The 19,790-nt window shown below is 69.4% G+C and carries 21 protein-coding genes and 1 pseudogene; 12 read left to right on the top strand and 10 right to left on the bottom strand.

Annotated features, from left to right (window positions below):
• Nucleotides 1-106: 106 nt before the first annotated feature.
• The 3 genes and pseudogenes from ABTZ94_RS37885 to ABTZ94_RS17375 all read right to left on the bottom strand — a co-directional run.
• Nucleotides 107-261 (bottom strand): annotated as a pseudogene (locus ABTZ94_RS37885) (ABC transporter ATP-binding protein); the annotation flags it as partial.
• Between the two features lie 113 nt (nt 262-374).
• The gene (locus tag ABTZ94_RS17380) at nt 375-1,640 is read right to left on the bottom strand and encodes a DUF3152 domain-containing protein (RefSeq protein WP_351201918.1); all 1,266 of its coding nucleotides are present in this window, start codon (nt 1,638-1,640) and stop codon (nt 375-377) included.
• Nucleotides 1,641-1,648: 8 nt separating this feature from the next.
• The gene (locus ABTZ94_RS17375; protein WP_351201917.1) at nt 1,649-2,611 is read right to left on the bottom strand and encodes an alpha/beta fold hydrolase; all 963 of its coding nucleotides are present in this window, start codon (nt 2,609-2,611) and stop codon (nt 1,649-1,651) included.
• Nucleotides 2,612-2,720: 109 nt separating this feature from the next.
• Between ABTZ94_RS17375 and ABTZ94_RS17370 the strand changes: the two genes are divergently transcribed.
• From ABTZ94_RS17370 to ABTZ94_RS17355, 4 genes are all read left to right on the top strand, one after another.
• Nucleotides 2,721-2,936, top strand: a complete 216-nt coding sequence (locus ABTZ94_RS17370; protein WP_351201916.1) for a hypothetical protein — start codon at nt 2,721-2,723, stop codon at nt 2,934-2,936.
• 168 nt (nt 2,937-3,104) lie between these two features.
• Nucleotides 3,105-3,746, top strand: coding sequence for a TetR/AcrR family transcriptional regulator (locus ABTZ94_RS17365; RefSeq protein WP_030915445.1), 642 nt, complete (start codon nt 3,105-3,107; stop codon nt 3,744-3,746).
• 142 nt (nt 3,747-3,888) lie between these two features.
• Nucleotides 3,889-4,116, top strand: a complete 228-nt coding sequence (locus ABTZ94_RS17360) for a DUF3107 domain-containing protein (RefSeq protein ID WP_351201915.1) — start codon at nt 3,889-3,891, stop codon at nt 4,114-4,116.
• A gap of 374 nt (nt 4,117-4,490) precedes the next feature.
• Nucleotides 4,491-4,760, top strand: coding sequence for a hypothetical protein (locus ABTZ94_RS17355; protein ID WP_351201914.1), 270 nt, complete (start codon nt 4,491-4,493; stop codon nt 4,758-4,760).
• A 49-nt stretch (nt 4,761-4,809) separates the two neighbouring features.
• Here the strand turns inward: ABTZ94_RS17355 and ABTZ94_RS17350 are convergent, their stop codons facing one another.
• Complete coding sequence (locus ABTZ94_RS17350) at nt 4,810-5,547, bottom strand: ferritin-like fold-containing protein (protein WP_502967262.1); 738 nt, start codon at nt 5,545-5,547, stop codon at nt 4,810-4,812.
• A 589-nt stretch (nt 5,548-6,136) separates the two neighbouring features.
• Here ABTZ94_RS17350 and ABTZ94_RS17345 point away from each other — a divergent pair.
• Nucleotides 6,137-7,972 carry a DEAD/DEAH box helicase gene (locus ABTZ94_RS17345; RefSeq protein WP_351201912.1) on the top strand — a complete coding sequence of 612 codons (1,836 nt, stop codon included), beginning with the start codon at nt 6,137-6,139 and terminating at the stop codon, nt 7,970-7,972.
• A 131-nt stretch (nt 7,973-8,103) separates the two neighbouring features.
• Complete coding sequence (locus ABTZ94_RS17340; protein WP_351201911.1) at nt 8,104-8,952, top strand: alpha/beta fold hydrolase; 849 nt, start codon at nt 8,104-8,106, stop codon at nt 8,950-8,952.
• 17 nt (nt 8,953-8,969) lie between these two features.
• On the opposite strand, the gene ABTZ94_RS17335 is transcribed toward ABTZ94_RS17340, so the two are convergent.
• Entirely contained in the window at nt 8,970-9,857 is an 888-nt protein-coding gene (locus tag ABTZ94_RS17335) for an NYN domain-containing protein (protein WP_351201910.1), read from the bottom strand.
• A 222-nt stretch (nt 9,858-10,079) separates the two neighbouring features.
• On the opposite strand from ABTZ94_RS17335, the gene ABTZ94_RS17330 reads away from it, so the two are divergent.
• Nucleotides 10,080-10,232: a DUF8834 family protein gene (locus ABTZ94_RS17330; RefSeq protein WP_015611185.1), complete on the top strand. Its 153-nt coding sequence runs from the start codon at nt 10,080-10,082 to the stop codon at nt 10,230-10,232.
• A 77-nt stretch (nt 10,233-10,309) separates the two neighbouring features.
• On the opposite strand, the gene ABTZ94_RS17325 is transcribed toward ABTZ94_RS17330, so the two are convergent.
• The 3 genes from ABTZ94_RS17325 to ABTZ94_RS17315 form a co-directional block, all read right to left on the bottom strand.
• Nucleotides 10,310-10,915, bottom strand: a complete 606-nt coding sequence (locus ABTZ94_RS17325; RefSeq protein WP_351201909.1) for a MarC family protein — start codon at nt 10,913-10,915, stop codon at nt 10,310-10,312.
• Between the two features lie 173 nt (nt 10,916-11,088).
• Nucleotides 11,089-11,955 carry a PHP domain-containing protein gene (locus ABTZ94_RS17320; protein WP_351201908.1) on the bottom strand — a complete coding sequence of 289 codons (867 nt, stop codon included), beginning with the start codon at nt 11,953-11,955 and terminating at the stop codon, nt 11,089-11,091.
• A 180-nt stretch (nt 11,956-12,135) separates the two neighbouring features.
• The gene (locus ABTZ94_RS17315) at nt 12,136-12,774 is read right to left on the bottom strand and encodes a DUF6758 family protein (RefSeq protein WP_351201907.1); all 639 of its coding nucleotides are present in this window, start codon (nt 12,772-12,774) and stop codon (nt 12,136-12,138) included.
• Nucleotides 12,775-12,931: 157 nt separating this feature from the next.
• Here ABTZ94_RS17315 and ABTZ94_RS17310 point away from each other — a divergent pair, with 157 nt between their 5' ends.
• A complete protein-coding gene (locus tag ABTZ94_RS17310; protein ID WP_351201906.1) occupies nt 12,932-14,164 on the top strand; it encodes an MFS transporter in 1,233 nt (410 codons plus the stop codon).
• A gap of 98 nt (nt 14,165-14,262) precedes the next feature.
• On the opposite strand, the gene ABTZ94_RS17305 is transcribed toward ABTZ94_RS17310, so the two are convergent.
• Complete coding sequence (locus ABTZ94_RS17305; protein WP_351201905.1) at nt 14,263-14,847, bottom strand: suppressor of fused domain protein; 585 nt, start codon at nt 14,845-14,847, stop codon at nt 14,263-14,265.
• 409 nt (nt 14,848-15,256) lie between these two features.
• Between ABTZ94_RS17305 and ABTZ94_RS17300 the strand changes: the two genes are divergently transcribed.
• Both ABTZ94_RS17300 and ABTZ94_RS17295 read left to right on the top strand, forming a co-directional pair.
• Nucleotides 15,257-16,372 (top strand): magnesium and cobalt transport protein CorA, encoded by a 1,116-nt coding sequence (locus tag ABTZ94_RS17300; protein WP_351201904.1) that lies wholly within the window; start codon nt 15,257-15,259, stop codon nt 16,370-16,372.
• Between the two features lie 12 nt (nt 16,373-16,384).
• Nucleotides 16,385-16,906 carry a hypothetical protein gene (locus ABTZ94_RS17295; RefSeq protein ID WP_351201903.1) on the top strand — a complete coding sequence of 174 codons (522 nt, stop codon included), beginning with the start codon at nt 16,385-16,387 and terminating at the stop codon, nt 16,904-16,906.
• Nucleotides 16,907-16,986: 80 nt separating this feature from the next.
• On the opposite strand, the gene ABTZ94_RS17290 is transcribed toward ABTZ94_RS17295, so the two are convergent.
• The gene (locus tag ABTZ94_RS17290; RefSeq protein WP_351201902.1) at nt 16,987-17,754 is read right to left on the bottom strand and encodes a hypothetical protein; all 768 of its coding nucleotides are present in this window, start codon (nt 17,752-17,754) and stop codon (nt 16,987-16,989) included.
• A gap of 205 nt (nt 17,755-17,959) precedes the next feature.
• On the opposite strand from ABTZ94_RS17290, the gene ABTZ94_RS17285 reads away from it, so the two are divergent.
• Together ABTZ94_RS17285 and ABTZ94_RS17280 are read left to right on the top strand one after the other, a co-directional pair.
• A complete protein-coding gene (locus ABTZ94_RS17285) occupies nt 17,960-19,234 on the top strand; it encodes a magnesium transporter MgtE N-terminal domain-containing protein (protein ID WP_351201901.1) in 1,275 nt (424 codons plus the stop codon).
• Entirely contained in the window at nt 19,224-19,781 is a 558-nt protein-coding gene (locus ABTZ94_RS17280) for a DUF1003 domain-containing protein (protein WP_351201900.1), read from the top strand. The genes ABTZ94_RS17285 and ABTZ94_RS17280 overlap by 11 nt, the downstream gene beginning before the upstream one ends.
• Nucleotides 19,782-19,790: the final 9 nt, after the last annotated feature.

Genomic DNA, 19,790 nt, shown 5'->3' with positions numbered 1-19,790 from the left:
GTGCGACGGACTGTTGTCCGTCGCACCACCGAAAGGGGTGAACCGTCGTAACTTTCCCGCCCCAGTAGCGTTCTGTCGCGCTATGGGGGCGATCGATCACACAAGGTCAGGCCGTGGCCGGCTCCTTGCGGGCTGCGCGGCGCACCGCCGCGAGCGCCGGACCGAGCATGGGAACGGCGGCCAGGAGTTGCTTGGTGTACGGGTCACGGGGCCTCCGTACACCTGCTCCACCTCGCCCTCCTCGACGATCCGGCCCCCTCGCGCTTCCCGGAAGCCAGGGCTTGGATGGACGCAGCGACCTGCGGATGGCGGTGGAGTTTCCCGGCTCGATCGACGAGCCGGCCCGGCATACCCCCGGCCCGGCCCGTCTCGATTCAACTGCCCGGATACACCCAGGCATTGGGCCGGCACTTGATCCCGTCGATGTTCAGGGACTTGGTCTGCTGCTGCATCACCGGAGCAAGGGCTCCCGGCGTGTCACAACTCGCATGGTCGTGGCCCAGCCGGTGACCGACCTCATGGTTGATCAGCATCTGGCGGTAGACGGAGAGTTCGTCCGGGCCGAACGTCGACGACCCCTGCGCCCAGCGGTAGGCGTTGATCATCACGCGTTCGGTCGCCGCGGAGTCGCACGAGACGTTGTCCTCGGTCGTGTCCAGACCCGACTTCCGGCACCAGTCCCCGGTGGTCCCGGGACTGGCCAGAGTGATCACGAAATCGGGGTCGTCGGAGGAGGTCCGCTCGAACGTCATGGCGCCGTCGTGCGCCCAGCTGCGGTCGTCGTTGAGCGTCTCCTGGACGGCCCGGGCAAAGAGTGACGCGTCGAGCCCGAGGCCCTTCTCGACATCGATCCGGTAGCGGTACTTGTGCCCCCTGCCAGGGGCCTTCGCCGTCCCCGGAACCGCCTCGAACTTTCCGGACCCCTGGAGTTCCGGGGAGAGCGGATACGCCTTGGTCATCTTCTCCGCGTACGAGAGGGGCTTGACCTGCGCCACCTTCGGGGCCGGCCGGCCGTCCGAGCGGGAGGCGCCGTCGGTGCCGTTCCGGTCTACGCCCGAGCGCTGCGCGGCACTGGCCCCGCCGTCGTCGTGGGCGACCTGTCCGGCCACGACCACCGCGAGGACGGTGGTCACCGCGGCAGCCGCGATACCGGTGAAGGTGCGGCCCTTGGCGCCCTTGCCGTCCTTGGCGGGCGTCGGCGCGTCGGCATCCCCGCTCGGCGGCTGCTCGTCCCGCTCGCCGCCCGAGCCGTACGGATCGGCCGGCGGGGCCGGTGGGGCGGAAGGCCCACGGGGTGCGGGCGGAGCGGATGGCGTTTCGAACGCCTCGACGAACTCGCGCCGCGGTCCCGGTACCGGCGGCCGGGTACCGGTCTGCTGCTGACGCCGGGGCACTGTCTGCTGCGCCCCGGTCCCCCAGCCGCCGCCGGGTTCACGCTGTTCGGGGTGGCCGCCACGGACCTGGCCGGTCTCCCGGAACGGGATGTGCCCGTCCCCACCGGCCGGCGTGTCGGCCGACCTCCGGCGCCGCCCGCTGCCGGGCCCCGGACGTATGCCCTCGCGATCGCCGCCCGCGTTCGCGACGGCGGCCTCGACATCGGCCCCTGCGGGTTCGGGGCCCTTTCGACTATGTCGTCCCACGCCCCGGATCAGCTCCCGCCGCGTTCGTCGAGCAGTTCCCGGAACGCCTGGGCGACCGCCTCCGGGTACTCCATCATCGCCACGTGCCCCGCGTCGGGCAGTGTCAGCAGCCGCGAATCGCGGAAGGCCGCGGACGCCCTGCGTGCCATCCGGTACGAGACCAGCTGGTCCCGTCCGCCGTACACGAGCTGGGTCGGTGCGAGCACCCGCTCGGCCTGGCGCCACAGTCCGTGCTGCCCGCCCAACGTGTACGCATCGACAATGCCACGCGCCGAGCGCGCCATCGCGTCCCAGAAGTACGGCAGCTCCAGCCGACGCTCCATTTCGGCCACCGCTTCACGGAAGCCCGACTCGGAGACGCGCGCCGGATCGCCGTAACAGAGTGCCATGACGCCGCGCGTGCGCTCTTCCGCGGTCCAGTCCCTGGTCATCCGGGCGAACAGGGTCGCGACGCCCGGAACGGCGAGCAGTCCGGTCGGTACGGCGGGCCACTGCACCCTGATCTCGGGGAGCGCGGGCGAGATGAGAGTGAGGGTGCTCACCAGGTCGGGGCGGACCGCGGCAACCCGGGTGGCCACGGCGCCGCCGAGCGAATTGCCGAACAGATGGACGGGCCCGCGCTCCTGCGCGTCGAGGAGCCGGATCACGGCACGGGCATGCCCGGTGACCGAGTAGTTGCCGTCGTCCGGCGGCGGCGAGTCGCCGAAACCGGGCAGGTCGACCGCCTCGCCGTCCACCAGGTCGTGGAGCAGCGGCATCAGCGCCGACCAGTTCTGCGAGGAGCCGCCGAGCCCGTGCACATAGAGGGCAGGCGGCAGCCCGGTCCGCCCCGGCGGCCGGGATCGGACGGTCAGCGTCAGTCCGGGCAGCGCGACGGAGTTCAGTTCCTCCCCCTCCGCGACCCTGACGGTGCTCACCTTGGGGGCCACCGCGGTGGCGGAGCGGACTCCCGGCAGCTCGGTCGAAGACATGCGGCAATGTTACGAGACGATCACACTGCGGTTCATGTGTTCGCGGTCACAGATCGCATAGCGGCTTGCAGGGCTAGCTCCTAGGCTCGAAGCAAGGAAGGGAGTCACCATGACGGTCGACCCCAGTGACCCTGAGACCTTCGAGAACATCCAGCCGGACGAACCGGACCAGGAGACGCCCCGGGCGGACGCCGCCGAGCAGCGGGCCGATCTCCAGCAGCGGCAGGACGAACCGCTCACGGACATCGACCGAAACAGCGCCAATGAGGCGGATGCGGCGGAGCAGGCTCGCGTTGTCACACAGGATGAAGATGATTATCGCTGATACATCCCGGTTTGCCCGATGGGTCGACGAACCCCTGGCTACCGCAGCCGTCCGGTCCGTGAAATTCTGCGTCCGCGCCGCGCACACCCGGGTTACTCAAAAGTACGATGGCTGTATGGCGCAGCGTGCACGGAAAGGCTGTGTCCGATCACAAATTTGGGAGGCGGCGTGACAGCCATCGAGCAGACCGAGGCGGCGCGCCCGCGGGGCACTCGACTGCCTCGCCGCGCCCGACGCAATCAGCTGCTGGGCGCCGCGCAGGAAGTATTTGTGGCGCAGGGCTACCACTCCGCCGCGATGGACGACATCGCCGAGCGGGCCGGGGTCAGCAAGCCGGTGCTCTATCAGCACTTCCCGGGCAAGCTGGAGCTCTATCTGGCCCTGCTCGACCAGCACTGCGAGTCGCTGCTCCAGGCGGTCCGTACGGCGCTGGCGTCGACGACCGACAACAAGCTGCGCGTCGCCGCGACGATGGACGCGTACTTCGCGTACGTCGAGGACGAGGGCGGCGCCTTCCGGCTGGTCTTCGAGTCGGACCTGACCAATGAGCCCGCGGTGCGCGAGCGCGTCGACCGGGTCTCGCTGCAGTGCGCGGAGGCCATCTCCGACGTCATCGCCGGTGACACGGGACTGTCCAAGGACGAGTCCATGCTGCTGGCGGTCGGTCTGGGAGGTGTCTCCCAGGTGGTCGCCCGCTACTGGCTCTCCAGCCAGTCCGCCATTCCGCGGGACACGGCGGTGCAGCTGCTCACTTCGCTGGCCTGGCGGGGCATCGCGGGCTTCCCGCTGCACGGCATCGATCAGCACTGACGGAAGCCGCCGGGTGCGGCCGGCGTCCGTGTTCGCTGCGGGCGTTGCCCACCGACCGCTGGCGGCTCCCCCCAGCGGGCTAATGTGTGCTGCGTACGGCGCGATTCACCGCGCAGGGACTGACCGTCGGAGGGACATAGCCGTGGAGGTCAAGATCGGGGTGCAGCACGCGCCCCGGGAGATCGTTCTGGAGAGCGGGCTTTCCGCCGAAGAGGTCGAGAGCACGGTCGCCGAGGCTCTCACCGGTAAGGCGCAGCTGCTCAGCCTCACGGACGAGAAGGGCCGCAAGGTCCTGGTGCCGGCCGACCGGATCGCGTACGTGGAGATCGGCGAGCCCAGCACGCGCCGCGTGGGGTTCGGCGCGCTGTAGGCAGCACGCCAGTGCTGTGGCCGGAAAGGTTTGCCGGGAAGCTCGCGGCGTCCGGTGCGGTGCATCGCAAGGCGGAGGATCGCCCTCGTACTGGACGTACTCGGGGGATGCGACAACGCGGCGAGGTGCCGGGCCGGGCGCCGCGAGCCGGTGAACCTTTCCGGTCGCAGCGCTGGACGCAGTGACGGTGGCAGCGGTCCGGTGGGAATTCCCCACCGGGCCGCTTTCCGTTCCGGACCGCTTTTCGCCCCACGTTTGCGTCGGCCGGGCGATTCCGGTGCGAACCCTGTCCGGGGAGGGTTGTGTTCCGCATCCCTCGGGTAGTACCGCTAACGACCGATTTACCCGCCCCGCAACTCGCGAGGTGATCATCTGTGATCTTGGAATTCCTCGGCTCCGTCGTGCTCGGACTCGCCCTCGCCTGGGTGGCGCTCCGCTCGCTGCCGCAGCGGCTCCCGTCCCGCCGTGCCGTCTTCGCCACCGGCGCTCTGGGGGCCCTGTTCGGGGCGTTTCTCATGCACTCGGTGCTGGGCCCGGGCCACGCCGTCGCCACGGTGATCGGCGCGGTGCCGATCGGGGCCGTGACGCTCTCGCTGCTGGTCCGCCCCCGTGACCACCGCCTGAGCCGATCAGCGGCGGCCTGAAGCCGTCCGGCCGCCCGTGGGAACGGACGCCGGACGGCCGTGAAACCGACTACGCGGCCAGCCCGAGCGCAGCCATCCGCTTGGTGTGCTCCTCAGTGATCCGCGAGAACATCCGCCCGACCTCCGCAAGGTCGAACCCGTCAGCCACACCCCCGACGAGCATCGTCGACAGTGCGTCGCGGTCGGCCACCACCCGCTGGGCCTGCGAGAGCGCCTCGCCCATCAGCCGGCGCGCCCACAGCGCGAGCCGCCCGCCCACACGCGGGTCGGCCTCGATCGCGGCGCGCACCTTCTCGACGGCGAAGTTGCCGTGCCCCGTGTCGTCGAGCACGGCGAGGACGAGGGAGCGGGTGTCCGAGTCGAGCCGGGCGGCGACCTCGCGGTAGAAGTCACTGGCGATCGAATCGCCGACGTAGGCCTTGACCAGGCCCTCCAGCCAGTCCGACGGCGCGGTCTGGCGATGGAAGTCGTCGAGCGCCTTGGCGAACGGCTCCATCGCGCCCGTCGGCTCCACCTCGATCGCGGTCAGCCGGTCCGTCAGCCGCTCGAAGTGATGGAATTCGGCGGAGGCCATCTTTGCCAGCTCGGCCTTGTCGGCCAGCGTCGGCGCGAGTTTGGCGTCCTCGGCGAGCCGCTCGAAGGCCGCCAGCTCCCCGTACGCAAGTGCTCCCAGCAGGTCCACCACCGCTGCTCGGTACTGCGGCTCCACGGATGCGGTGACCCAGTCCTGCGCGGCGATACCCGTGTGCTCGCTCTCTGCCACGGCGCAACCTTTCCGATATGTCAGCGGAGCATCGCATGAGGCTGATACTTTCCTGCCACGTGTGATGCGTCGGGCAGGGCTTGTCCGTCATGAGACTGCTTCGCAGTTGAGTGAGAAGCCCCTCGGGGAGGAGTCACGAAGCGCAGAATAGCCCGCCGCGCTTGGCATCAGAAAAGCCCCCGTCCAGCACTGCTGAGCGGGGTCCTTTGCGATGCACCCAGCACGGATGCGCGAATCCGGGGTACAGTGGTATTGCGTCTACTGAGTATTTTGGAAGTCTCAGTGGCGCGAAATTGAATGAGGATGCCCGGTCGGTGGCCCGATCGGCTCCGACCCGACAGCCCTCCACGCGGGGCGTACGCCACGTACGACCGCAGATGAGGGGCCCCCTCAGCGGCACGAGCGCTCGAGCGACGGCAGTGGTCCCGCGCCACCCGGCCAATCCACGGCCGGATGACCAACCCCGGCACGGTACGACCCCCAGCGTTCGCCTCGGACCGCGTCTCACAGAAGAGGCAGCACCCTGACTACGTTCCGAGAACTCGGGATTCTTCCCGAGACGGCCGAGGCCCTTGAGGCCGTCGGCATTGTGTCCCCGTTCCCCATCCAGGAGATGACGCTCCCCGTCGCGCTCTCCGGCTCCGATGTCATCGGCCAGGCCAAGACCGGCACCGGTAAGACCCTCGGTTTCGGTCTGCCGCTGCTGGAGCGTGTCACCGTACCCGCCGACGTCGAGGCGGGCCGGGCCGAGCCCGAGCAGCTGACCGAGGCGCCGCAGGCGCTGGTCGTCGTCCCTACCCGCGAGCTCTGTCAGCAGGTCACCAACGACCTGCTGACCGCCGGCAAGGTGCGTAACGTCCGCGTTCTCGCGATCTACGGCGGCCGTGCGTACGAGCCGCAGGTCGAGGCCCTGAAGAAGGGCGTCGATGTGATCGTCGGCACCCCGGGCCGACTGCTCGACCTCGCCGGACAGCGCAAGCTCGACCTCTCGCACGTCCGCGCGCTCGTGCTCGACGAGGCCGACGAGATGCTCGACCTGGGCTTCCTGCCCGACGTCGAGAAGATCATCACCATGCTTCCGCCGAAGCGGCAGACGATGCTGTTCTCGGCGACCATGCCGGGCGCCGTCATCGGTCTCGCGCGGCGCTACATGTCGCAGCCGACGCACATCCGCGCCACCTCGCCCGACGGTGAGGGCGCGACCGTCGCGAACATCTCGCAGCATGTCTTCCGGGCCCACTCGATGGACAAGCCGGAGATGGTCTCCCGCATCCTGCAGGCCAACGGCCGCGGACTCGCGATGATCTTCTGCCGTACGAAGCGCACGGCCGCCGACATCGCCGAGCAGTTGGAGAAGCGCGGTTTCGCATCCGGCGCGGTCCACGGCGACCTCGGCCAGGGCGCGCGTGAGCAGGCGCTGCGCGCGTTCCGCAACGGCAAGGTGGACGTGCTCGTCTGCACCGACGTGGCGGCCCGAGGTATCGATGTCGAGGGTGTGACCCACGTCATCAACTATCAGTCGCCGGAGGACGAGAAGACGTACCTCCACCGCATCGGCCGGACCGGCCGTGCCGGTGCCAAGGGCATCGCGATCACGCTGGTCGACTGGGACGACATCCCGCGCTGGCAGCTGATCAACAAGGCGCTCGACCTGAAGTTCAACGACCCCGTCGAGACGTACTCCACCTCGCCGCACCTCTTCGAGGCGCTCGACATCCCGGCCGGCACCAAGGGTGTTCTGCCGCGTACCGAGCGGACCCGTGCGGGTCTGCGGGCCGAGGAGATCGAGGACCTCGGCGAGACGGGCGGCCGCGGCCGCAAGTCCTCCGCCGCGTCTTCGGCGCCCGCCGTCCGTGAAGAGCGTGCGCCTCGTACGCCGCGTCAGCGTCGTCGTACGCGGGGCGGCTCCTCGGTCGAGGAGACCGCCGCCACGGTGCCGGCCCCTTCCACCGAGGTGGCCGACGCCCCGTCGGAGCCGCGTACGCCGCGCCGCCGTCGCCGCACCCGGGCCGGTGCCCCGGACATCGCGGCCGAGACCGCTGTGACCACGGCGGAGGCTCCGGCCGCCGCCGTCGCGACGAAGACCGAGGTCGAGGCCGAGCCCGCGACCGAGGCCAAGCCGCGCCGCCGCACCCGGGCCGCCGTCGTGAAGCCGGTCGCGGACGAGGTCGACTTCCAGATCGCGCCCATCTCCGAGCCGGTGCCCGAGGCGAAGACGGTGACCAAGCCACGTCGCCGTGCCCGCGTCATCAAGCCGGCCGAGGACGAGGTCGACTTCCAGATCGCGCCGATCTCCGAGCCCAGCCCGGAGACCAAGCCGCGGCGCCGCACCCGTGCGGCCGCCAAGCCGAAGACGGAGACTGTGGCCCAGGCTCCGGTCGCCGAGGGCGAGGCGAAGCCGCGCAGGCGGCGGGCGCCGCGTGCGGCTGCCGCCAAGACCGAGGGCTGAGCACGAAGCGCTGATTGATCCGGGGCTCCACCCCGGACACCGCTCCTCGAACGCTGAGGAGCTTGATTTCGCCGGACGGGCTTGAGGGCATCCTCAAGCCCGTCCGGCGTTCCAGGACATAACCTCGTCCCATGAGTCGGCCGCCCACCTTCACCCCGCCCCCCTGCGCCCACGCCCGCCAGCTCCGCACCGCGCGCGGAGACTTCGCCGTGCTGGACGCCTCGCCGCGCACCACGCCGCGCGGCACCGCCCTCCTGCTGCCCGGTTACACAGGCAGCAAGGAAGACTTCATCGCGCTCCTCGAACCACTCTGTGCCGCCGGGTACCGAACCGTCGCCGTGGACGGTCGCGGGCAGTACGAGACCGAGGGGACGGATCGTCAGGAGACATACGCACAAGACGAGTTGGCCCGTGATGTGCTCGCGCAGGCCGCCGCTCCCGGCCTTGGCGACGAGGGCGCCGTGCATCTGGTCGGGCACTCGCTCGGCGGGCAGATCGCCCGCGCCGCCGTACTGATCGACGCCTCGCCGTTCCGTTCACTGACCCTCATGTCGTCCGGACCCGCCCAGATCGCCGAGGCCCAGCAGCTCAAGGCGAAGATGCTCAGCGACGCGCTCGCGACGCTGAGCATGGCCGAGGTGTGGGAGGCGATGCGCGCCTTCGACCCGCCCGAGGACGCGGCGACGGACGGCGAGGCTCTGCGCCGGCGCTGGCTGCGCCACCGGCCCGCCCAGCTGATCGCCACCGGCCGGCAGCTGGCGACCGAGCCGGACCGGGTGGCCGAACTCGCCGCCGTACCTCTGCCCCTCCATGTGCTCTCCGGCGAGCGCGACGACACCTGGCCGGTACCGCTGCTCGACGAGATGGCGCAGCGACTGGGCGCGCGCCGCACCCGGATCGCGGGCGCCGAGCACTCCCCCAACACGGACCGTCCGGAGCAGACGGCGGCCTCGCTCGTCTCCTTCTGGGACAGCCTGTAGGCGACGGACGCCAGAACTCAGTACTGCGCCTGCAGGTGCTGCCAGAAACCGTCACGCAGCGCCCGCCGCAGATGTGCGTGGCCGCGCAGCGAGTGCTGCAGCAGCCGTTCGGCCTCGACGAGCAGGTCCTGGTCGACGGAGCCGGGCAGGTACGGGTGTCCGGGCAGCAGATCAGCGAGGGACTCGCGGCCCCGGGCGGCCAGCCAGGCCGCGGCGATCTGCGCCCCGACGAAGCGGACGTCTTCGCGCAAGGGCGCGGGGGTGTCGTCCTCGTACGTGGTGACAGGGCGTCTGGTGACGTACGGGCGGCAGAAGTCCAGGTCGAAGGTGCGCTGGCTGTCGACCTCCCAGAGCAGTGGTTCGGCCTGGTTGCGCCCCTCCCCCGCCTCGATGCCCCACAGGTGGACCCGGGCCCCGTACCCCTGCGCCGCCTCGACCGCGGACACCAGGTCCTCGTCGCCGCCGACCAGTGCCGCGTCACTGATGGCGCGGTGCCGGGCGAGCGATTCGAGGTCGGTGCGGATGAGTGAGTCGACGCCCTTCTGCTGGTTGTTGGCGTTGAGGTTGCCGAGTCTGACCTTGACGTCGGGGAGCTCGGCGATGGACTGCTGCTCGACGGTGTGAATGCGTCGCCTGGCTCCGTCGTACCAGTACACGCGCAGCAGTCTGCTGTCCGCGAAGATCGTGCGGGCCTTGTCGATGAAGGCCTCGATCAGCCCTTCCGCGTCGAGGTCGAAGGAGCGGCGGTCCTCGGTGCCGGTGACGAGCAGTCCGGCCGCGGCGTACACATAGCCCGCGTCCACGAAGATCGCGTGGGTCGAGGGGGTCTTCGACACCTCGGCGAGCACGCGCTGGAGCAGCTCGTTGGTGCGGTCCAGACGCTCGCGGATCTCTGCCTCGTTCATTCGGGCCTCGTCGTGGACCTCGTCGCCGGATCGTGCTCGGTGACCTGCTGATACTTAGACATCCAAAAAATTTCCTTAGCGTAGGGAATGTTTGCTGGAGGCAAGCCGTTGTACATCTCGTGGAGCGCCAAGACATCGGTGTCGGGCGCTCTCATCCTTGCGGACGGGCCACCCGTCCTCCCAGTAGTTCTCCAGCAGGAGGATCAGACGAAGGGAAGCCTTGTGCGCTTCGAGATCATGCGACTCGACGATGTCGACGGTACCGCCGTGGACAGCACCGTCGTGGACGCCGCCTCCGTCAACCGGATCGTGCAGCAGGCCGCAGCCATGGGCCAGCGCATCTATATCCGCCCGGCCGAAAGCTCGGCTTCGTAACGCATAACGACGCTCAAAGACGAAGCGCCCCCGTACGGAAGGTCTGTACGGGGGCGCTGTGGTGTCCGTGGGGGCCGTCAGGAGTTCTGGATGACCTGGGTGACCCCGTTGATGATCTGCTGCACAGCGATGGCGGAGAGCATCATTCCGGCAAGCCTGGTCACCAGCACGACACCGCCGTCCTTGATGACCCGGATGATCAGCAGCGAGTAGCGCATGGTCAGCCAGAGCACGATGTGCATGACGATGATCGCCGACCAGACCGAGATCTGGCTTCCCACGCTGTCGGCGTGCTGCACCGCGAGGATCACCGACACGATCGCACCGGGACCGGCGAGCAGCGGCATTCCCAGCGGTACGAGCGCCACATTGACGTCCTTGGTCTGCGTCGGCTCGTCGGTCTTGCCGGTCAGCAGATCGAGCGCGATCAGCAGCAGAAGAAGTCCACCCGCGATCATCAGGGCCGGTACGGAGACATGCAGATAGTCGAGGATCTGCTGGCCGAGCACACCGAAGACGGCGATCACACCGAAGGCGACGGCCACCGCCTGCAGCGCCATCCTGCGCTGCATCTTGGCGGGGCGGCCGGCGGTGAGGGCGAGAAAGATGGGGGTGATCCCGGGGGGATCCATAATCACAAAAAGCGTGAGAAAAAGGGATCCGAAGACAGCGACGTCGAACACAGTGAGCCTTGCGAGAAGAGAGCGAGAAACGGCCTGAAAGGGCGCACCGGCGAGGCCATGACAGCGGCCTGGTGGCCAGGTGCGCAGAAGCGGAAAGCAGAAGTGGGACTACGCGTCGGGCCGCCCAACAGTGCGGCGAAGGGCTTCACGCCCCGGCGACGAAGCGTGCGTCGCTACGCGGGGCGGAGTCCACCGGCGCCCGGCACCGGGAAGGCTCCCGTGGCGCGCCGGGTGATCTCGCCGTAGATCTCGGGGTCGGTGGTGCACTCGCCGAGTCCGACGGTCTTGCGGCTGCCGTGGTAGTCGCTGGACCCGGTCGTCAGCAGCCCCAGCTCCCGGGCGAGCCCGCGCAGCTTGGCCCTGGTCGGCTCGTCGTGGTCCATGTGGTCGACCTCGATGCCGTCGAGGCCTGCGGCGGCGAGCCGCGCGATCGACGACTCGGGCACCACCGCGCCGCGCTTGACGGCGAGCGGGTGGGCGAAGACGGTGACGCCACCGGCGGCCTTGACCAGCCGGATCGCCTCGAAGGGGTCGAGTTCGTGTTTCTCGGCGTACGCGCGTCCGCCGTTGGCAAGCCATTGGGGCGTGAAGGCGTCGGAGACGGTTTCGACGACGCCGAGCTCGACTAGCGCGGTGGCTATGTGCGGCCTGCCGACCGATCCGTCCCCGGCGATCCTCGCGACCTGCTCCCACTCGATCGGCACGCCGAGCGCCTGGAGCTTGCCCACCATGGTCCGGGCGCGCGGCACCCGGTCGTCCCGCACCAGCTCGCGTTCACGTGCCAGCTGGGGCTCATCGGGGTCGAAGAGATACGCCAGTATGTGCAGGCTCACACCATCGGTCCTGCAGGAGAGCTCGGCGCCGGTGACGAGGGTGAGCCCCTCCGGAAGGGCGGCAATCGCCTCGGTGTGACCGCGCACGGTGTCATGGTCGGTGAGGGCGACGATGTCGAGGCCCGCGGCGGCCGCGTTGCGCACCAGCTCGGCGGGGGTGTCCGTGCCGTCCGACGCGGTGGAGTGGGTGTGCAGGTCGATTCGCACGACGCATACTCCAGTACTCGGGGCCGGACAAGGGGACGTTCTAGGATAACCGGCATTCGAGTGATGCCCGGCCGGGCCCGAAGGCCCTGCGGGCACCCGAGGCGCTGGAGCCGGTCCGCCGGCCTCAGGCCGACCGGACCATGGGGGCGGCGTCGCGGGGCTCCTTACCTTCCACCCGTCTCAGTTGAGCAGGCGCGGCGTGAGCGCCCCGCACGGTACGAGGTCCATCTCACCGCCGGCCTCGCGCAGATCGGCGAGCACCAGCTCGTCGTACATCAGGAGCCCCGACTGCTCGGGCCAGACGATCGCCCAGAGCCAGAGCCCGCGCGCCTCACCCGCGAAGACCGCCCGGTCCTCGGGGGCGCCCTTGACGTGCCACAGCGGGGTGGGGCGTCCGGCGGCGAGCATCTTGACGTCCGGCGGACCGTCGACGTCCAGATGGAGGCCGGGGTCGAGGCCGTCGATCCCGGCGAAGCGCGCTCCGAGTCCGACACCGAGCTCCTCGGTGACGAGCAGCAGCTCGCCGATGCCACCGACGGGACCGGGGCCGGAACAGGCGACGACGGTGGCACGACCGCCACTGCGGTCGTCACCCGCGCTCGCCACACCGGTGAACAGCCAGCCCACCGGCAGCGGCCAGGGCATCCACACCGGAACCTGAGCGCGCTGCACCACCACACTCAGCGCCTCGACGCTGGGCGGGACGACCGGCTGCAGCGGCTGCACACTGCCATGCACTGCGCACTGCCAGGTGTCGGCGAAGAGACCGGGCGCCCTGACCCGGCCTCCGCACTTCGGGCAACTGGGTTCGCCCCTCATAGCGACCAACGGTCCTCCAGGACCTTCGCCGCGTCAAGGACGATCACCCGTCCGCAGCGTGGCTCCCACCAGCAGAATTAGATGTAGCTTGCACTCATTAGTTCCTCTAACTTATTCTGTGCATAACGCAACGATCTAGTGGAGAGCGAGAAGATCCATGCAGGGAGAGGATCCGTTCGATCAGGGAGCCGGCAGCATCCTGCACCAGCCGAAGGCCGTCTGGGCCACGGCGGGCGCCTCTGTTGTCGCATTCATGGGAATCGGCCTGGTGGACCCGATTCTCCCGTCCATCGCCAAGGGCCTGGAGGCGACGCCCAGCCAGGTGTCGCTGCTCTTCACCTCGTACTTCCTGATCACCGCCGTGGCGATGCTGGTCACCGGCTTCGTGTCCAGCCGGATCGGTGGCCGCAAGACGCTTCTGACCGGCCTCGCGCTCGTCGTCGTCTTCGCCGCGCTCTCCGGAACCTCGTCGTCCGTCGCCGAACTCGTCGGCTTCCGGGCCGGCTGGGGGCTGGGCAACGCGCTCTTCGTATCGACCTCGCTCGCCGTGATCGTCGGTGCGGCGGCCGGCGGCAGCGCGGCGGCGATCCTTCTCTACGAGTCGGCGCTCGGCCTCGGCATGGCGTGCGGACCGCTGCTCGGCGCCCTGCTCGGTGACGCCAGCTGGCGCTACCCGTTCTTCGGCACGGCCGCGCTGATGGCGATCGGCTTCATCTGCATCACGGCGTTCCTCAAGGAACAGCCCAGGCCCGCGAGGAAGACCTCGCTGCTCGACCCCGTCAAGGCGCTCGGCCACGGCGGCCTGGCCTCCGTCGCCGCCTCGGCGTTCTTCTACAACTACGCGTTCTTCACGATCCTGGCATTCACGCCGTTCGTACTGAACATGACGCCGTACAAGTCGGGCGCGGTCTTCTTCGCCTGGGGTCTGCTGCTCGCGGTCTTCTCGGTGCTCGTCGCCCCGCGGCTGCAGAAGCGCTTCGGGTCGCTGAAGGTACTCGGCGCCTCGCTGGTGCTGCTCGCCGTCGATCTCGTGATCCTGGGATACGGCAACCACACCGCCGCCATCGTCTGCACGATCGTCTCCGGCGCCTTCATCGGCATGAACAACACCGTCTACACGGAGCTGGCGCTCGGTGTGTCGGACGCACCGCGCCCGGTGGCGAGCGCGGGTTACAACTTCGTCCGCTGGTTCGCCGCAGCCGCCGCCCCGTACCTCGCGCCGAAGATCGAGGAGTGGAGCGACATCCACATCCCGTTCGTGATCGCCGCGGTCGCGGCCGTCGTCGGTGCGGCCGTCGTCTGGATCCGGCGTACGGCGCTGACCCACGAGGCAAAGGAGCTGGAGCCCGGGCACGCCGGCGAGGACGGCGTCACGGTCTTCGTCAACTGACCACGTCGCAACCGTTCCGGCCCCGGTTCCACCCCGCCCGCGGCTCCCCCTCCTGGCTGCGTGGCGGGGCTTCCCGTATGCCCGGCATGACGTACGCCTCAGTCCAGCGTCACGGCTCCACGCAGCGGATCACGCAGATCCGTACCGTGCGAAAGCCAGCGTTCCTGGAGCTCCTGCGCGCCGCGGACCCGCTTCCACGCAGCCTCGTTGTGCGTCATCGGCAGCAGGGGCAGGAACCGCACCGGCTCCATGGGCTCTTCCAGTTCCAGGTCCGGCACCAGGCCGCCCGGCTCGGCGACCAGTACGGAGCTGAACGGAGCCCCGGGCCACAGCGGTTCACCGACGTCCAGCGAGGCGCCGGGCGCCACGATCAGCCCCTCGACCTGCGGAGTGGCAGCCAGCACGGCCAGCGGGCGCAGCACCTTGTCGGTGTCGGCGAATCCGGCGCGCACGGAGAGGACCAGCTCGGCGCGCGGGCCCTTCACCGGGTCCGTGAAAGCCGCGGTCGGGTCGGCCATCGGCTGTGCGGACATGCCGAGCGTGGCGTAGCGCACCACGTCGCCGTCGACGAAGCGGAGCACCTCGATGCGGTCCGTCCCAAGAAACGTCACTGCAGCGCGCGCGTCCGGTTCACCGAGGGCTGTCAGCAACCGGGCCTCGACCAGAGCAAGAATTTCTCCCATCCTGCGAGCATAGGACGCGTATGGAACGGGCAAAATAAAGGATTGACCCTCAGTCGGCTGATAGTCTTGGCCGCTGGTCGGGACAGCACGCAGAAGCGTCGCTCTCAGTCCCGACGACACGTCATCCCCCACGGGGGACCGGCTGGAGGAGGTGGGGCTGCAATGGATCGAAGTCGACCGTGCAGTACCAACCGCTCTTCCGCTCCTCACCTCTCTCGGGTGATCTGAAGCCTTCTCGGTCAAGGCCCATGGCATTGCGCACGACGGAAGAGCACCCCTTTTTTGCCTGTCTGTAGCGAACGCCGTCATCGTGCCGCTGCGGTGCCGCCCGCTTTGCGGACGTGAGCACACGTCCCCATTCCGGGCTGTTCCACGTGCCCGACGACGGCCCTCCGTGAAGGAGCCAGCCATGTCGATGATCCGCGACCTGCGCGCCGTCGTGCGCCCGTCCCTGCGCAAGAGCAACGCCCTGCACAACGGTTACGACACCACCCGTGACCCGTCCGCCTCCAGCGCGGTCGTCGACTGCGCGGTCTACCGCGACGGACGGCGCGTGGAGAGCGGCACCTGCCGCACGCCGCACGAGGCGATGCTCCAGGTGCGCGAGGAGGGCGGCTTCGCCTGGATCGGCCTGCACGAGCCGACCGAGGAAGAATTCGCAGGTATCGCCCGGGAGTTCGGCCTCCATCCGCTCGCCGTCGAGGACGCCGTCCACGCCCACCAGCGGCCGAAGCTGGAGCGGTACGACGACACACTCTTCACCGTCTTCAAGACCATCCACTACGTCGAGCACACCGAGCTCACCGCGACCAGTGAGGTCGTCGAGACCGGTGAGGTGATGTGCTTCACCGGCCGGGACTTCGTCATCACCGTCCGGCACGGCGGCCACGGCTCGCTGCGCGCGCTGCGGCACCGGCTGCAGGACGACCCCGAGCTGCTCGCCAAAGGGCCCTCCGCGGTCCTCCACTCCATCGCCGACCATGTCGTCGACGGCTACATCGCGGTGGCTGGCGCTGTCCAGGACGACATCGACGAGGTGGAGATCGAGGTCTTTTCCACCCCCGCGAAGGGCAGCCCGCGCGGCTTGGACGCGGGCCGGATCTATCAGCTCAAGCGTGAGGTCCTGGAGTTCAAGCGGGCCGTGTCGCCGCTGCTGCGGCCTATGCAGCTGCTGAGCGAGCGGCCGATGCGGCTGATCGACCCGGACATCCAGAAGTACTTCCGTGACGTCGCCGACCACCTGGCGCGGGTGCACGAAGAGGTCATCGGCTTCGACGAACTGCTGAACTCGATCCTCCAGGCCAACCTGGCGCAGGCGACCGTCGCGCAGAACGAGGACATGCGCAAGATCACGTCCTGGGCGGCCATCGTCGCCGTACCGACGATGATCTGCGGCGTCTACGGCATGAACTTCAAGCACATGCCCGAGCTGGGCTGGAGGTACGGCTACCCGATGGTCCTGGGCGTCATCGGAGTGGTCTGCTTCTCCATCCACCGCACACTCAAGCGCAACGGCTGGCTCTAATAGAGTTCAGGCATGACTGCTGCTGCCGCTGACGTGCCGCTGGGCCGGGCTCTCGTCGAGGAGGCCACCAAGAAGTCGGGCCTCATCTGGGTGCGGGGCACCGGGCCCGCGCGGGCGCTGTGGCACGTGTGGCACGAGGGTGCGGTGCATCTGGTCGGCGACGGCCCCGGCGAGCAGCCGCTCCCGGCCGGTCTCGGCGACGGGTCCGCCGCCGAGGTGACTGTGCGCAGCAAGGACAAGGGGGGCCGGCTGGTCGCCTGGACGGCCGCCGTGACGGAGCTCGCGCCGCACTCCGAGGAGTGGGAGGCCTCCGTCGCCGAGCTCAAGGGCAAGCGGCTGAACGCACCGGACGCCGAACAGATGACGGAGCGGTGGGCGCGCGAGTGCCGGGTGCTGCGGCTGACACCCGGCGAATTCCGTACGCAGCTGCCGGACGGTTCGCTGGCCGCTGTGCCCCTGCCGACGTCCGCGACCACACGGCGGCCGGTGCCGGCCGGACTGCCGCGGCTGCTGAAGCGGGGGCGCAAGAGCTGACCCGGCGGGAGGGGGCCTGACCCCCGCGCCTGATGCGGGGCAGAACCCCCCTCGTGGGCCGCGTACCGTGCGTCCCGCTCTCAGGAGGACGTCTTGGGCAGCTGCTGGCCGTAGTCGACCGTGTCGGTCTTCGTCGGGGCCTCCAGCTCGAATTCCTGGCCCCAGTCCGACAGCGTCACGGTCCCCCCGCCACCGCCGCGCGCGAATCGCAGCGGATACGGAGTGCCGTCCAGCGAGACGTCGAGCGTGCCGCCCTCGCCCTTGCCGCCCGTGATCTGAATGGTCCGGGTCGGACCGACCTCCTCCCGGTCGCCCTTGTTGAGGGTGCCGTGCAGGGTGAGCAACCCGTCGAGCAGGAACTTCTTGTCCGTGAATCCGCGCAGCTGCTTGTACGTGGGATCGTCCTCGGGCACCTTCACGTACTTGTTCTCCAGCTTGTCCGCCGCCGCGCCGCCCGCGGCGCTCTCGGCGCCGGACTTCTCGTCATGGCTCCAGAAATCGGAGCCCGCCTTCAGATAGAGCTCGTCACCGATCCGCAGCAGCTCGAAAGTGCTGTCCTTCGAGGCGACGGAGCCGGTGCCGCCCTTCTCCCTGAGCTGCATATTGAGCTTGTACGTGCCGCCCTTGCTGACCAGCGTCCCGGCGAGGCGCACCGCATCGGCGGAATCCGCCGCGGTCTGTGCCTTCTTCTCGATCTCCGTGGCGTCGAGTTCGCCGACGCCGTTGGTCCCCTTGTCCGGATCCTCGCCCCCGCACGCCGTCAAAGCGGTGGTCAGCCCCGCACAGAGCACAACGGCGAGGGCGGTCCGGCGGCGTCGGGCCCGGACGGGCGGGACGGAAGAGGTCACTGGCGCAACTGCCTCTCATCTGCATGGCGGGGGTCGGCAGACGGCAGCGTACCTGTGCCGTTCACACGTTCCGGCAGAGAGCCGTACGGACGGTTCCACCGGGGCGGCCCGGAGCGGTACGGGCTAGCCTGATTCCGTCATAACGATTAATTAGCTGCCAAACAGACCGGACAGAGAAGTCGTACACGGAAGAAGGAGGCGCACCATGGCGGCAGGCGCCCCCCGGGTCTTCGTCTCGCACCTCGCCGGCGTCCCGGTCTTCGACCCCAACGGCGATCAGGTGGGCCGCGTCCGCGACCTGGTCGCGATGCTGCGGGTCGGCGGCCGGCCGCCCCGGCTGCTGGGCCTGGTCGTCGAGGTGCTCAGCCGTCGCCGGATCTTCCTCCCGATGACCCGGGTGACGGGAATCGAGTCCGGTCAGGTCATCACCACCGGTGTGGTCAACATGCGGCGCTTCGAGCAGCGGCCCACCGAACGCCTGGTGCTCGGCGAGTTCCTGGACCGACGCGTCCGCCTCGTGGAGACCGGCGAGGAGGTCACCGTCCTCGATGTCTCCGTGTCTCAGCTCCCGGCCCGCCGCGACTGGGAGATCGACAAGTACTTCGTGCGCAAGGGCAAGGGCGGGGCGCTGCGGCGCAAGGGGGAGACCCTGACGGTCGAGTGGTCGGCGGTCAGCGGATTCTCGCTGGAGGAGGACGGGCAGGGCGCCGAGTCCCTGGTCGCCACGTTCGAGCAGCTGCGCCCGACCGACGTGGCCAACGCGCTGCACCATCTGTCGCCGAAGCGACGGGCCGAGGTCGCCGCCGCGCTCGACGACGACCGGCTCGCCGACGTCCTGGAGGAGCTTCCCGAGGACGACCAGGTGGAGATCATCGGCAAGCTCCAGGAGGAGCGCGCCGCCGACGTCCTGGAGGCCATGGACCCGGACGACGCGGCCGACCTGCTGTCCGAACTCCCCGAGGAGGACAAGGAGAGGTTGCTGACCCTGATGCGTCCGGACGACGCGGCGGATGTGCGGCGCCTCATGTCGTACGAGGAACGGACCGCCGGTGGCCTGATGACCACCGAGCCGATCATTCTGCGGCCGGACGCGACGGTCGCCGACGCGCTCGCGCGGGTCCGGCAGGCGGATCTGTCCCCCGCGCTCGCCGCCCAGGTGTACGTATGCCGCTCACCGGACGAGACACCGACCGGCAAGTACCTGGGCACCGTGCACTTCCAGCGGCTGCTGCGGGATCCTCCGTACGCCCTGGTCAGCTCGATCGTCGACAGCGATCTCGTCCCTCTCACGCCGGACAGCCCGCTGCCGGCCGTGACGAGCTACCTGGCCGCGTACAACCTGGTCTCGGCACCGGTCGTGGACGAGAGCGGATCGCTGCTCGGCGCAGTGACCGTCGACGACGTGCTCGACCACCTGCTGCCCGAGGACTGGCGGGAGACCGACTTCCACGGTGAGGAGGAGGTCGCCCGTGGCCGCTGAGGACCGCGCGAAGGGGGCGCCGACGGGTGCCTCGGGCATCGCGCGCCCGCCCCGTTACCGGCTGGACCAGCCGAAGGCTCCGCGGCGGCGGCTGCTGCCCGATTACGACCCCGAGGCGTTCGGCCGGCTCTCCGAGCGGATCGCCCGCTTCCTGGGCACCTGGCGCTTCATCGTCTGGATGACGCTGGTCATCATCGTCTGGTTGATGTGGAACGCCTTCGCGCCGACGGCGTGGCGGTTCGACCAGTACCCGTTCATCTTCCTGACGCTGATGCTGTCGCTCCAGGCCTCGTACGCGGCCCCACTGATCCTGCTCGCGCAGAACCGGCAGGCCGACCGCGACCGGGTCACCTACGAGCAGGACCGCAAGCAGAACGAGCGCTCCATCGCGGACACCGAGTACCTCACCCGGGAGATCGCGTCACTGCGGATGGGTCTCGGCGAGGTCGCCACCCGCGACTGGATCCGCTCCGAACTGGAAGACCTCATGAGGGACCTGGATGACCGGCGCACCGTATTCCCGGCCGAGAGTGACGAAGACCGCTGACGGGGCTAC

This window comes from Streptomyces sp. NPDC002785 (assembly GCF_040295565.1).
Classification (GTDB): Bacteria; Actinomycetota; Actinomycetes; order Streptomycetales; family Streptomycetaceae; genus Streptomyces.
The sequence above is the reverse complement of the archived record's forward strand: the minus strand, read 5'-3'. Positions and strand labels throughout refer to the sequence as shown.

What these genes read in the sequence shown, in the direction of transcription:
- ABTZ94_RS17285 (WP_351201901.1), top strand. Translation starts at nt 17,960, where the DNA reads ATGGCGGCAGGCGCCCCCCGGGTCTTCGTCTCGCACCTCGCCGGCGTC.
- ABTZ94_RS17310 (WP_351201906.1), top strand. Translation starts at nt 12,932, where the DNA reads ATGCAGGGAGAGGATCCGTTCGATCAGGGAGCCGGCAGCATCCTGCAC.
- ABTZ94_RS17375 (WP_351201917.1), bottom strand. Translation starts at nt 2,611, where the DNA reads ATGTCTTCGACCGAGCTGCCGGGAGTCCGCTCCGCCACCGCGGTGGCC.
- ABTZ94_RS17295 (WP_351201903.1), top strand. Translation starts at nt 16,385, where the DNA reads ATGACTGCTGCTGCCGCTGACGTGCCGCTGGGCCGGGCTCTCGTCGAG.
- ABTZ94_RS17370 (WP_351201916.1), top strand. Translation starts at nt 2,721, where the DNA reads ATGACGGTCGACCCCAGTGACCCTGAGACCTTCGAGAACATCCAGCCG.
- ABTZ94_RS17315 (WP_351201907.1), bottom strand. Translation starts at nt 12,774, where the DNA reads ATGAGGGGCGAACCCAGTTGCCCGAAGTGCGGAGGCCGGGTCAGGGCG.
- ABTZ94_RS17305 (WP_351201905.1), bottom strand. Translation starts at nt 14,847, where the DNA reads ATGGGAGAAATTCTTGCTCTGGTCGAGGCCCGGTTGCTGACAGCCCTC.
- ABTZ94_RS17345 (WP_351201912.1), top strand. Translation starts at nt 6,137, where the DNA reads ATGACGCTCCCCGTCGCGCTCTCCGGCTCCGATGTCATCGGCCAGGCC.
- ABTZ94_RS17335 (WP_351201910.1), bottom strand. Translation starts at nt 9,857, where the DNA reads ATGAACGAGGCAGAGATCCGCGAGCGTCTGGACCGCACCAACGAGCTG.
- ABTZ94_RS17300 (WP_351201904.1), top strand. Translation starts at nt 15,257, where the DNA reads ATGTCGATGATCCGCGACCTGCGCGCCGTCGTGCGCCCGTCCCTGCGC.
- ABTZ94_RS17340 (WP_351201911.1), top strand. Translation starts at nt 8,104, where the DNA reads ATGAGTCGGCCGCCCACCTTCACCCCGCCCCCCTGCGCCCACGCCCGC.